General features: G+C 66.9%; 14 protein-coding genes. 10 read left to right on the forward strand and 4 right to left on the reverse strand.

The genetic code is table 11. The annotated features are described in order from the left end of the window. Nucleotide 1 precedes the first annotated feature (1 nt). The 5 genes from ACXJJ9_RS04575 to ACXJJ9_RS04595 all read left to right on the forward strand — a co-directional run bounded on the left by ACXJJ9_RS04575 (nucleotide 2) and on the right by ACXJJ9_RS04595 (nucleotide 4,437). Complete coding sequence (locus ACXJJ9_RS04575) at nucleotides 2-415, forward strand: VOC family protein (RefSeq protein ID WP_457096019.1); 414 nt, start codon at nucleotides 2-4, stop codon at nucleotides 413-415. Nucleotides 416-546: 131 nt separating this feature from the next. Beyond that, a complete protein-coding gene (locus ACXJJ9_RS04580; protein ID WP_457096020.1) occupies nucleotides 547-1,833 on the forward strand; it encodes an RNA polymerase sigma factor in 1,287 nt (428 codons plus the stop codon). A gap of 283 nt (nucleotides 1,834-2,116) precedes the next feature. After that, the gene (locus ACXJJ9_RS04585) at nucleotides 2,117-2,857 is read left to right on the forward strand and encodes a sulfurtransferase (RefSeq protein ID WP_457096021.1); all 741 of its coding nucleotides are present in this window, start codon (nucleotides 2,117-2,119) and stop codon (nucleotides 2,855-2,857) included. Nucleotides 2,858-2,950: 93 nt separating this feature from the next. After that, complete coding sequence (locus tag ACXJJ9_RS04590) at nucleotides 2,951-3,607, forward strand: DUF998 domain-containing protein (RefSeq protein ID WP_457096022.1); 657 nt, start codon at nucleotides 2,951-2,953, stop codon at nucleotides 3,605-3,607. Then, a complete protein-coding gene (locus ACXJJ9_RS04595; protein WP_457096023.1) occupies nucleotides 3,604-4,437 on the forward strand; it encodes a class I SAM-dependent methyltransferase in 834 nt (277 codons plus the stop codon). Before ACXJJ9_RS04590 ends, ACXJJ9_RS04595 begins: the two co-directional genes overlap by 4 nt. On the opposite strand, the gene ACXJJ9_RS04600 is transcribed toward ACXJJ9_RS04595, so the two are convergent. After that, on the reverse strand, nucleotides 4,438-5,679 hold the full coding sequence (locus tag ACXJJ9_RS04600; RefSeq protein ID WP_457096024.1) for a TIGR03862 family flavoprotein: 1,242 nt from the start codon (nucleotides 5,677-5,679) through the stop codon (nucleotides 4,438-4,440). It abuts the gene before it with no gap. A 199-nt stretch (nucleotides 5,680-5,878) separates the two neighbouring features. Between ACXJJ9_RS04600 and ACXJJ9_RS04605 the strand changes: the two genes are divergently transcribed. From ACXJJ9_RS04605 to ACXJJ9_RS04625, 5 genes are all read left to right on the forward strand, one after another. Beyond that, nucleotides 5,879-6,655, forward strand: coding sequence for a dimethylarginine dimethylaminohydrolase family protein (locus ACXJJ9_RS04605; protein WP_457096025.1), 777 nt, complete (start codon nucleotides 5,879-5,881; stop codon nucleotides 6,653-6,655). Nucleotides 6,656-6,714: 59 nt separating this feature from the next. Beyond that, nucleotides 6,715-6,849 carry a hypothetical protein gene (locus ACXJJ9_RS04610; protein ID WP_457096026.1) on the forward strand — a complete coding sequence of 45 codons (135 nt, stop codon included), beginning with the start codon at nucleotides 6,715-6,717 and terminating at the stop codon, nucleotides 6,847-6,849. A gap of 335 nt (nucleotides 6,850-7,184) precedes the next feature. Further along, nucleotides 7,185-7,823, forward strand: a complete 639-nt coding sequence (locus ACXJJ9_RS04615) for an OmpA family protein (protein ID WP_457096027.1) — start codon at nucleotides 7,185-7,187, stop codon at nucleotides 7,821-7,823. Between the two features lie 146 nt (nucleotides 7,824-7,969). Further along, complete coding sequence (locus ACXJJ9_RS04620) at nucleotides 7,970-9,403, forward strand: NfeD family protein (protein WP_457096028.1); 1,434 nt, start codon at nucleotides 7,970-7,972, stop codon at nucleotides 9,401-9,403. Between the two features lie 17 nt (nucleotides 9,404-9,420). After that, entirely contained in the window at nucleotides 9,421-10,176 is a 756-nt protein-coding gene (locus ACXJJ9_RS04625; protein ID WP_457096029.1) for a slipin family protein, read from the forward strand. A gap of 43 nt (nucleotides 10,177-10,219) precedes the next feature. On the opposite strand, the gene ACXJJ9_RS04630 is transcribed toward ACXJJ9_RS04625, so the two are convergent. The 3 genes from ACXJJ9_RS04630 to ACXJJ9_RS04640 form a co-directional block, all read right to left on the reverse strand. Beyond that, a complete protein-coding gene (locus ACXJJ9_RS04630; RefSeq protein WP_457096030.1) occupies nucleotides 10,220-11,320 on the reverse strand; it encodes an NAD(P)/FAD-dependent oxidoreductase in 1,101 nt (366 codons plus the stop codon). 111 nt (nucleotides 11,321-11,431) lie between these two features. Beyond that, entirely contained in the window at nucleotides 11,432-11,611 is a 180-nt protein-coding gene (locus ACXJJ9_RS04635; protein WP_457096031.1) for a hypothetical protein, read from the reverse strand. A gap of 302 nt (nucleotides 11,612-11,913) precedes the next feature. Continuing rightward, the gene (locus tag ACXJJ9_RS04640; protein WP_310052390.1) at nucleotides 11,914-12,042 is read right to left on the reverse strand and encodes a hypothetical protein; all 129 of its coding nucleotides are present in this window, start codon (nucleotides 12,040-12,042) and stop codon (nucleotides 11,914-11,916) included. Between the last annotated feature and the right edge of the window lie 150 nt (nucleotides 12,043-12,192).

Genomic DNA, 12,192 nt, shown 5'->3' on the forward strand with positions numbered 1-12,192 from the left:
CATGCAGATCAATGCCTACCTGATCTTCAACGGCAACTGCGAAGAGGCGTTCACCTTCTATGCGCGTTGCCTGCGTGGCGAGTTGGCGTTGCTGCAGCGGTTCGGCGACACGCCCGGCTGCGAGGGCATGCCCGCCTCGCAGCGCGACAAGATCATGCACGTGCGCCTCCAGGCCGGAGACCAGGTGCTGATGGCGTCGGACAACCATCCGGACCATCCCTACGATGGCGTGAAGGGCTGTTCGATCGCGCTGAGCGTGGACACGGCGAACGAAGCGGACCGCATTTTCGACGAGCTGTCGCAGGGTGGAATCGTGGTGATGCCGATGCAGGAAACCTTCTGGGCCAAGCGCTTCGGCATGCTCACGGACCGCTTCGGGGTGCCGTGGATGATCAATGGCGCATTGCAGTCGTAGGGCGTGTGCGCAACCGTGTTGCGGCGCCCGCGAAGGCGCCGCGCATCCGCATGCCGGCCATCGCCTTGGCGACAACAAATGCACACCCGGTCGCTTGCGTCGCCATCGCCGCGATGATGTGATCGCGGCCCATGGCAGACACTCCCGACAACACGCGACAGCAGGTTCGCCGGACCATCGACGCCGTCTGGCGCATGGAATCGGCGAAGCTCATCGCCACGCTCGCGCGCATGCTGCATGACGTCGGCCTCGCCGAGGAACTGGCCCAGGATGCGCTGGTGACGGCGCTGGAACAGTGGCCGCGGAGCGGCGTGCCGGACAATCCCGGCGCGTGGCTGATGACGACGGCGAAGCACCGCGCCATCGACCGCCTGCGCCGCCACCAGCTGCAGCGGCGCAAGCACCAAGAGCTAGGCCATGAGATCGAACTGCACCAGCAGCTGCACGAGGAGGACATCCTCGACGCACTCGATGACCCGATCGGCGACGACATGCTGCGGCTGGTGTTCACGGCCTGCCATCCGGTGCTCTCGCAGGAAGCACGCGTCGCGCTGACCCTGCGCCTGCTCGGCGGCCTTGCCACGGACGAGATCGCGCGGGCCTTCCTCGTGCCTGAACCGACCATCGCCCAGCGCATCGTTCGCGCCAAGCGGACGCTGGCCGAAGCGGACGTGCCCTATGAAGTGCCGCGCGGCGAGGAATTGGTCGAGCGCCTGTCGGCCGTCCTGGCGGTCGTCTATCTCATCTTCAACGAAGGCTATTCGGCGACCGCGGGCGAACACTGGCTGCGCCCTTCGCTGTGCGAGGACGCATTGCGGCTCGGTCGCGTGCTTGCGGAGCTGCTCCCGCAGCAGGCGGAAGTGCACGGGCTGGTCGCATTGATGGAAATCCAGGCCTCGCGCACCCGGGCGCGGATCGGGCCGGCGGGCGAACCGATCCTCCTTCTGGAGCAGGACCGCGCGCGCTGGGACCGGCTGCTGATCGGCCGCGGGCTCGCCGCACTGGAACGGGCGGAGAGACTTGGCGCGCGCGGCCTGTACACGCTGCAGGCCGCCATCGCCGCCTGCCACGCGCGGGCGCTGCGGCCCGAAGACACGGACTGGGCGCGCATCGCAGGCCTTTACGGCGAGCTGGCGCGCCTGACCGGGTCGCCGATCGTGGAACTCAACCGGGCGGTCGCATTGGGCATGCTGTTCGGCCCGGCCGCGGGGCTGGAGTTGGTCGATGCCCTCGCCGACGAGCCGAGGCTGGCGCGTTACCACCTGCTGCCGAGCGTGCGGGGCGACCTGTTGTTCAAGCTCGGGCGCATGGAGGAAGCGCGCAGCGAATTCGAGCGGGCCGCGGCGTTGACCCGTAACGAACGGGAAAGGGCGTTGTTGTTGGAGCGTGCGGCTGGTTGCCGAGTGGACTCGCGGTAACTCCCCCGCCCCGCTTGCGGGGTGAAGGTGTGCTGCTTGCGCGCCACTGGCGCGCGCACGCCTGAACGCCCTCGCGCAACGCGCGGGGGCCGGGGGCAGAGCGAGGGACAGCATCGCGCAGCGAAGCAGGGTGAGGGGTGGCGGCGCGATCCCGAGCAGGCAGTCGGCACCGGGGCAGTCGCGACACGCCGTGAATCTGTCACATCGTTCACCGCAGACACGCGCTGCGGCGCGTTCGAGGTAGTCGCAGCTGCTTTTCTTGGGGGCGCGGTAAAATGCGCCGGTGATCCTGAATATCGCCGCCTACCATTTCGTCCACATCGACGATCCCGCGGCCGTCGCCGCGCAGGTGCGTGGGCTCGCCGAATCCGGCGACCTGCGCGGGACCGTGCTGGTGGCGGAGGAGGGCATCAACATCTTCCTCGCCGGCGCGGAATCGGCCATCCATGTCTTCCTGGACACGCTGCGCAGCGATCCGCGTTTCACCGGCATCGTCGTCAAGGAGAGCCGCAGCCGCACCCAGCCATTCGCACGGCTGAAGGTGAAGCTGAAGCAGGAAATCATCGCGTTCCGTCGGGACAATGCCTCGCCGCTCGAAGGCCGCGCCCCGGCAGTGGCGCCGGAAGACCTGGCGCGATGGATCGAAAAGGGCGAGGACGACAGCGGTCGCCGCCTCGTCCTGCTCGACACGCGCAACCGCGAGGAAATCGGCTACGGCACGTTCAGCGGCGCGCTGACCCTGCCCATCGACAACTTCACCGACCTGCCGGAGGCGCTGACCCCGCATCGCAGCGCGCTGGCCGACGCCGTCGTGGTCAGTTTCTGCACGGGCGGCATCCGCTGCGAGAAGGCCGCCCTGTGGATGCACGCGGAGGGAATGGCGAACGTGCTGCAGCTGGAGGGCGGGATCCTCGGGTATTTCGAACGTGTCGGCGGCTTCGGCTACGACGGCCGCTGCTTCGTCTTCGATGATCGCGTGGCACTGGATGCGGAGCTGAAGCCGCTGGCCGATTCAAATGCATAATCACGTTGCGAAAAATCGTGTTCCTGCGGACGCGTTCCAACCGCCGTCGTGCCGCGATAGCATGGGCGCAGTTTCCGGCGTCGGGAACTGGTCATGAAATCTTCTCCATCGGATCTTCACGGTTCCCGCCTGGGCACTCTGGCGCTGTCCGGCGTGGTGGTATTCGCCACCGTCTGCATCCTCGCCCAGTTCGTGCGCGATGACCTCGACTGGATGCGTGCGCCACTCAGCTCGTATCTGCGCGGCGAATACGGCTGGGTCGTCAAGACGGCGTACTTCGCACTTAGCGCCGCGCTGGGGCTGTTGGGACTGGGCTACCAGCGCACGCTCGCTGCGGCGGCGCGCAGTTCGATTCCCTTGCTCCTGTTCGTGGTCGGTGGTATCGCGCTGATCGTCACGGCGCTGGCCGAATCCGGCTCGCGCTTTGGCCCCCATGCGCTGGAGTCGTTCGTCCACAATCTTTCCGCGGCGATCGCATTCCTCTGTGTCACCACGGCCATGCTGCTGCAGGCCTGGTGGTTCCGCGTCGACGAAGCCTGGCGACAGCGCTTTGCCCTCGCATTCACGCTTGCCGTCGTGTGCTTCATTGCGTTGCTGTGGTATGCGTTCCTGGTAGACCACCTCCGTGGGTTCGTGCAGAAGGCGGTGATCGCGATGATCGTGTCCTGGCTGGCACTGGCGTCGAGCTGGTTGCGGGCACCGATGCCGGCCCTGTCGCGCGAGCAGGGCATGGACGAAGCCCCGCCATGAGCCACGACCGCAATCCCCAGGCCGAACAGATGGGCGACGAGTCGATGGCGCGCAACCTTGCGCACCAGGCCGAGGCCATCTGGCCGCAAGAACACGCGCTGTTCGATCGCTATGCCCTGGCTGGTCCGATCCAGGTGCTGGACCTGGGATGCGGCACCGGCGAGATCACACGGCGACTGGCCGACCGCTATCCGCAGGCGACCCTGGTCGGCATCGATATCCTGGAGAGCAATCTCCTGCTGGCGCGGCGCGACAGCGCGACCTTCGCCGGCCGCATCCGCTACGAGCAGGGCGACGCATTCGCCCTGCACCATGACGACGCCAGCTTTGACCTCGTCGTGTGCCGGCACATGTCGCAGGCGGTGCCGGATTTCCCCCTGGTGCTGGCCGAGATCACCCGCGTGCTCAAGCCGGGTGGCTGGCTGCACCTGCTGTCGGAGGATTACGGGATGCTGCACATGCCCGTGGTCGAGCGCGACGGCGTGCAGTTCGATCCCGACCTGTTCTGGAACCAGAACGCGATCGCCTACCTCAGGAGCATCGGCTGCGATGGACACATCGGCCGGCATTCGCCAGCGCTGCTCGCGCAGGCCGGTTACAGGGACATCGCGCTGGATTTCGTCACCGTCGATACGCTGCGGGTGGATCGCGAAACCTTCGCCGGGATCATGCGCGCCTGGCGCGACGGTTACACACAGGCGCTGGCGGGTGCATCAGGGCGCAGCACGGCTGACGTCGCCGCCGACTTCGACACGATCATTACCTCGATTGAAACGCCGCCGCACTACGCGGTCTGGCATGTGCCGGTCGTGTCCGGGCGCAAGCCGTAGTCAGCGTTGCAGCCATGCCACCGCGCCGCGACCCGCGCGCAGGCCGCTGGCGAAGCAGGCCGTGAGCAGGTAACCGCCAGTCGGCGCCTCCCAGTCGAGCATCTCGCCGGCGCAGAACAGTCCCGGGATGCCTTTCACCATCAGCGTCTTATCAAGCGCTTCCAGCCGCACGCCACCGGCGCTGCTGATCGCTTCCGCAATCGGTCGCGGCTGCCGCAGCGTCAACGGGAGTCGCTTGATGGCAGTGGCAATGGCGTCGGCGTCTTCGAGCTGCGGCTTCGACAGGACCTCGCGCACCAGCGCGGCCTTCACCCCGGTCATGCCGGCCTGGCGGCGCAGGTGTTCGCTGAAGCTGCGCCCGGAACGTGGTTTCGCCAGGTCGCGCCGCAGGCGCTCCAGGTCGCGGCCGGGAGCCAGGTCGAGATGGAGCGTCGCTGTTCCGTCGCGCGCGATGGTGTCGCGCAACGTGGCCGACAGGGCATAGACCAGGCTGCCTTCGATGCCGGTCGTCGTGACGACGCATTCGCCCTGCAGGCTGTGCTCGTGGCCGTCGAGGCCGCGCCAGTGCGCGATCACCGGTTTGAGCGGCGCACCGGCATGACGTTGCGCGATGTGCTCGCTCCAGCCGATGTCGAAGCCGCAGTTGGACGGCTGCAGTGGGGCGATGTCGACGCCGCGTTGTTGCAGCCATGGCGCCCACGCGCCATCCGAGCCGAGTTCGGGCCAGCTGCCGCCGCCCAGGGCCAGCACGGTCGCGGGCGCGACGACCTCGAGTTCGCTTTCGGGCGTGGCGAACCGCAGCGCTCCGGTTTCGCCCCAGCCCAGCCAGCGATGCTGTACGTGGAAGCGCACGCCCTGGTCGCGCAGGCGTTTCACCCAGCCGCGCAGCAGCGGTGCGGCCTTGCGATCCATCGGGAACACCCGGCCGGACGTGCCGATGTACGAGTCGATGCCGAACCCGCGCGCCCATTCGCGCAATGCGTCGGCATCGAAATCGTCGAGCCAGTGCGCGACGTCGCTTTGCCGTTCGCCATAACGCGCATCGAAACCAGGCCGCGCTTCCCCATGCGTCAGGTTCAAGCCGCCCTTGCCGGCGATGAGGAACTTGCGGCCGACCGAGCCCTTGCCTTCAAAGACATCGACTTCCACGCCCGCGGCGCGCGCGACCTCGGCGGCCATCAAGCCAGCGGGTCCGCCGCCGATGATGGCCAGGCCGGAAGTGGTGAACGGTGCGCGTGACATGGCAGGCGTGCTCGGAAAGGCCGCACATTATGCGGCGCCGCGGAAGACCTTCGCCTGCGGGGCGATGCAAACGCGCCGCCGCGCGCGGGAGGAGTGGGCGTGCCCCTCGTGGACAGCGCCCGACGCCTCGTCCAGGTCGCATCGGGCGCGAGTGCACTTGAAGTGCTAAAACAAGGGCCGCCCGGGCATCAGGACAACCATGCGCATTGCCATCACCCGTGAAGTCAGTCCCAGCCTCGGCGATTGCCAGCTCACCCACGTCGCACGCACGCCGATCGATGTCGCCCGTGCCGATGCGCAGCACCGCGCCTACCAGCGGGCGTTGTCCGCCCTGGGGTGCCGCGTGCTGGTGCTGGAAGCCGAGCCGTCGATGCCCGACGCGGTGTTCGTGGAGGACGTGGCGATCGTCCTCGACGAAGTCGCGGTGATGACGCGTCCCGGCGCCGAGTCGCGGCGCGGCGAAGGCGCGGGCGTGGCGGAATTGCTGCGTCGCTATCGCCCGCTGCGCGCCATCGAGGCGCCGGGCACGCTCGACGGTGGCGACGTGCTGCGCGTCGGCCGCACCCTCTACGTCGGCCAGTCCGGGCGCAGCAATGCGGAAGGCAGCGCGCAGCTGCAGGCCGCCATCGAGGAATTCGGCTACCGCGTCCAGTCCGTGCCCATCCACGGTTGCCTGCACCTGAAATCCGCGGTGACCGCGCTTCGCGATGACACCCTGCTGCTGCAGCCGGCCTGGATCGATGCCGCGTCGTTTCCGGGCTACGGCATCATCGAAGTCGACCCGGGCGAGGAGCACGCGGCCAATATCCTGCGCATCGGCGACGTCGCGGTGATGCCAGCCTGTTTCCCACGCACGGCGCAGCGGATCCGTGATGCGGGTTTCGAGGTGGTGGCGGTGGACGTGACCGAGCTGCAGAAGGCGGAAGGTGCAACGACCTGCTGCAGCCTCGTATTCGAGGACGCGGCCGCATCTTGATGCCGGCGCGACGACAGGGGCGATAGCTTGGAACCATCCATCTGCACGGGAGGCATGGCATGAGCTGGTTGGGCATCGCACTCGTGGTGATCGGCCTCTATCTCGCGTTCAAGGTCGCCGGGTTTTTCCTGAAGCTGCTGATGTGGGTGGTGGTCATCCTCGGGATCTACTGGCTCGCCTCTCCGTACCTCTAGCACCTGATGAAGCGATCCGGTTGGGATCCATTCACGGAGAGGGGCCGTACCGACTGTCGTTCGTTCGGCGCGATCCTGTTGCCGCCATGCAGCATGGGCCCCCGCCGAAACCCAACAGCTGAGTCGGCGCGAAGCTGTGCGGAAGCCCTGTGCGGCGTCCCGCGCAGGCCCGTATTTGTTAGGGCTCAATAGCAAGTCCGGGACAGTTCATTCACAAGTGCTGTGCGATTGATACGCCTCGCCATCCTGAATCGCACTAGCGCTTGCTCCCCGACTGGTCGCCCTGCATTCGGCCCGCTGGAAGCGGACGCGGCCCCCCGGAAAGGAGAACGACCATGCCCCGTAAATCCCTTCGTACAACCGCACTCGCCATCGCCGTCGCGACGATCGCGCTCTCCGGTTGCGCCAGCTACATCAAGCGAGACGAGTTCGACAGCACCATTGCCGACCTGCGCGCCACCGACCAGCGCCTGCAGTCGCAGATCGAGGAGCTGTCGCGCAAGCACGATGCGCTCGTGACCGAGATGCAGGGCCGGATCCGCGTGGAGACCGGCGCGCATTTCGCCACGAATGACGCGACCCTGAGCGAAGAAGACAAGCCCCTGCTTGACGATTTCGCCCGTGCGATCAAGGACAACCACAGCGATGCCGTGGTGACGGTGGAGGGGTTCGCGGACCCGGCAGGCTCGACCGCCTTCAACCAGCGCCTGGGCAAGCGTCGTGCCGAAACCGTGCGCGACTATCTGGTGGGCACCGGCGGACTGGCTGATGGCCAGGTGCGAGCGGTCAGCTATGGCGAGGCCACGAACCGCCTGGTGCGGCCGGGCGCCACCGGCGACGCGGGACGCGACAACCGCCGGGTGTCCCTGGTGGTCGACTACGCGGGCATGGGAGGGATGCAGCAGCCGATGCAGCAGCCGATGCCGGAGCAGACGCCGCAACCCGAGCAGCCGCAAACCGACTCCGGGACCTGATTGAACTCTCGCGTGCGCCGGCGTGGCCGGACGCACGTGGGGCACGGTGCGATGTGGCAGCGCGCAGCCAGGCGGCTGCGCGCTTGTGCGCGTCCTTAACAGAGACCAGTATCAGATAAGGCATCGAGGCGGCCTGCAGGCTTGCCATGAGATCGCTTGGCTACGCACTGCTGTTGGTTTTCGGGTTGTGGGGGGCGCCGCTCTTCGCAGAGCACCCCGCGGCGGGTGCGGTGTACCTGCTCGACATCAAGGGCGGGATCGGTCCGGCCACCAGCGACTACGTGCAGCGCGGTCTCAGGCGGGCTGCCGACACCCAGGCACGCGCGGTGGTATTGCGGATCGACACGCCTGGCGGTCTCGACGCGGCCACCCGCGATATCAACCAGGCCATCCTGGCCTCGGATGTGCCGGTGATCGGCTGGGTGGCGCCGGAGGGTTCGCGGGCCGCCAGCGCCGGCACTTACATCCTCTATGCCTGCCACCTGGCCGCCATGGCGCCCGCCACGTCGGTGGGGGCGGCGACTCCGGTGTCGATCGGCGGTCCGGGCGCGCCATCGACACCGGCCACTGCTCCCGGGGATGGTGAATCCGATGGAGGAAAGACTCGGGACGCCGACGAAGCGCCGGACACGGCGGCTCCGAAAAATGAAGGGCCGGAACACGAAGGACCGCGCAAACCGCAGAGGAATGGCGAAACCGCCATGGAGCGCAAGGTCGTCAACGATTCCGTCGCCTATCTCCGCGCCCTGGCCGAACTGCGCGGCCGCAATCTCGAGTTTGCCGAGGCCGCGGTACGCGATGCCGCCACGCTCACCGCGAGCCAGGCGCTGTCGCAACATGTCATCGAGCTGATCGCGCCCGACCTGCCATCGCTGTTGCGCCAGGCCAATGGCCGCGAGGTGAGGCTGGGGCAGCGTCGGGTTGTGCTGAAACGGGAAGGCGTTGCCGTCACGGCGTTGCGCCCCGACTGGCGTGCCCGGCTGCTGGGTGTATTGACCGAGCCCACCGTCGCATACCTGTTGTTGCTGGTGGGACTGTATGCGCTGGTGATCGAGGCCTACACGCCGGGAGCCCTGTTTCCGGGCGTGACCGGTGCGATCTGTTTGTTGCTGGCGTTGTACGCACTGCAGGTCTTGCCGGTGAACTACGCGGGCGTGGCGCTGATCGTATTGGGCGTGGGCCTGATGGCGGCGGAATTCGCCATGCCCAGCTTCGGTTCGCTTGGCATAGGCGGCCTGGTGGCGCTGGTCGCCGGATCGCTGATCCTGTTCGACACCGACGTGCCGGGATTCGGAGTGCCGGGGCAATTGATCCTCGGCATCGCCGTGGCCAGCGCGCTCGGATTCATGGCCCTGATCTGGCTGGCGGCCCGGGCGCGCAGGCTGCCCGTGGTTACGGGCATGCAGGAACTGGTGGGGCATCTGGCCATCGCCACCGGTGATTTCCAGGGACGCGGCCAGGTACGGATACGGGGTGAAGTCTGGCAGGCCGTGTCGCTGTCGCCGGTTCGGCGCGGGCAATCCGTGCGCGTCCAGGCGATGGATGGCCTGGTGCTTGAAGTCGTCCCACTCGACCCATGACCCTGACGGAGCGCGCCATGAACATCATCCTCTACCTGCCCGCGATCGTATTGCTCGCCGCCATCCTCTTCAGTGCGGTCAAGATCCTGCGCGAGTACGAACGCGGCGTGGTGTTCCAGTTGGGGCGATTCTGGAAGGTGAAGGGACCCGGCCTGATCCTGCTGGTTCCCATCGTGCAGCAGATGGTGCGTGTCGACCTGCGCACCATCGTCATGGATGTGCCGCCCCAGGATGTGATCTCGCGCGACAACGTCTCGGTGCAGGTCAATGCCGTGGTGTACTTCCGCGTGATCGATCCGCAGAAGGCGATCATCAACGTCGAACACTTCTACGAAGCCACCAGCCAGCTCGCGCAGACCACGCTGCGCTCGGTGCTGGGGCAGCACGACCTGGACGAGATGCTGGCCGAGCGCGAAAAGCTCAACGACGACATCCGCACCATCCTCGATTCGCAGACCGATGCCTGGGGCATCAAGGTCGCCAACGTCGAGATCAAGCGCGTCGACCTCAACGAGATCATGGTCCGCGCGATCGCGCGCCAGGCCGAGGCCGAGCGCCTGCGTCGCGCCAAGGTCATCCACGCCGAAGGCGAGAAGCAGGCCGCGGCAGCGCTGGTCGAGGCCGCCCGCCTGCTCGGGGGCGACCCGCGCGCGATCCAGTTGCGCTACCTGCAGACGCTCACGGAAATCGCCGGGGAGAAGAGTTCCACCATCGTCTTCCCGCTGCCGATCGACGTGATCGACAAGCTGTTGCCGGGGCGTGGCGATCCGTAGCCGGTTTGCAGGCGCTTCCGGCGCTCGACGCCGATGCAATCGGCTAACAGCGGCGTTTGTGGAAATACACCTGTTCTGCGGCCCAGCGCAGGGGCGGGGAATGGAGCAGCAGATCGAAGGGCCAGTCGAACTGCAGGCGATCGTAGGCCCAACGCAGGGCACGCTTGGCGCGGAAGCGGGGGGCGGATTCGACGGCGACGCATTCGGGTGGCGGGCCGTCATCGCGCAGGCGCGCGGCAATCGCGCGACCCACGGCCCAGCCATGTTCCCAGGCCGAATGAATCCCGCCCGCCGTGACCGGCGACACGATGCCGGCGGCATCGCCGGTCAGGATCACGCCATCGCCCGTCATCGAAGCGACAGGGCCACTGCACGGAACCAGCCCGGCGCGCGTGTGGCCGGGCTTGAGATGGCGCGGAAGTCCGCCGGCGGCTCCGACCCGCAGCAGGAAACCGTCGATGTCGGGAATGCGCGCGTGGCCGGGGTCGTGGCGAAGCGCCAATCCTGCCTGCACACCGGTGGGGTTCTGCGCGATCCAGCCGATGTAGCCCGGTGCGTAGCGCTTGCTGATGAAACAATGCAGGGCATCGGCGTTGGCCAGCCGCGCGCCGGGAAATTCGTATTCGATACCGTAGAGGAACTGCCGTACTTCGCCGAGCCCGCAGCGTTCGGCAACGCGCGAACGGGCGCCGTCGGCACCCACCAGGTAGCGTGTGCGCCCCAGGCCTTCGACCTGCCAACCGTCATTGGCGCGGGTGCACTCGGTGAACGACGTGCCCAGCCGCAGGTCGACGCCGTTCGCGCGCAGTTGCTCTGCCAGCCAGCGCATCACGCCTGGCGTATCGGTCGTGAGGAAGTAGTAGCCCGGTGCCGCCAGGGCGACCTGCCTGAGGCTGGGTGCATACAGGCGAACCTGTTCGACACGGCGCGTGAGGTGCGCGGGCACCTGGTTGAGAAGGGTCTGCTCGGCGGCTTCCTTCACGATGATGCCGGTAGTGCGCAGTTTGTCGCCGGGGTCGCGCTTGCGTTCCAGCACGCACACGCGCAATCCGCGTTGCGCGGCTGCCAGCGCGCATGCCGAACCGGCGAAGCTGGCGCCCACGACGGTCACGTCGAAGTCGTACGTATCGGTGCCCGCTGCCATCCTGTCGTCCCATGCCTGAGCCGGGGGCAGGATCATCGATGCAGGTGAGGCGGATACGGGTGGTGTGTGAAGCGAGGGCGAAGCGCCAGCTGCAATCGCCGAATACAGCGTCTAACGATTCCCGACGGGAAGGTAAACCACTGACTTCAGATTCCTGAGGCGCACGGCCCCTTTCAAGGTCAGTGACCAACCGGCGGCCTCTGCCCGGATGAGTTCCTGTTCGAGCAGCGATGCGGAATCACAGCCGTCGGGTATCCCCTGTCCTTGCTCGATGGAGTCGAGGAAGGTCATGACGAGGAGGTCTGCATTCGAGAGGGCCATGGAGCGCTGGGCTGTCAGTGCGAAAACCGTACCTGTCGTGTACACCCATTGCATGCACGACGGAGGGAAGGCGGCTGTGCAGGACAGACCGCCCTATGTCATGGCTCCATGTGAAGTGGGTTGACCCGGTTACCAGCCTGAATAGTCAGAGCAGGTCGGTTTCAACGCGATTCCGCAGTGGTCTTGCCCTTGAATTCGGACACCAGCACCAGTCCCGATCGCGCCGTGATCGCGGCAAACATTCCCTGGTGATCAGGCAGCCGCTGAGTCGATCAGCAGGGCATCTGGAAGTTGCCGAGCCCGAACGGGATCTCGACCAGCCCACCGCTTCGCACGCTCGACGCATACAACACGATGAGTACGCCCGTAATGAGGGCCGCGAATTTCGCTGGAGTGCGCATGCCGGTTCTCCGCGTTGTGCCGGGTTGCGCATAGCACACGGCAAGGGAATGTCGCGCGAAGCGGCTGTGAGCGGGGCTTAATGAATCGCCTGCGGGGAACCACAAAAACAAAAGGCGCCGAAGCGCCTTTTGTTCCTGTCGCGAATGGCT

The sequence above is a fragment of the Lysobacter sp. P5_B9 genome (assembly GCF_054049835.1).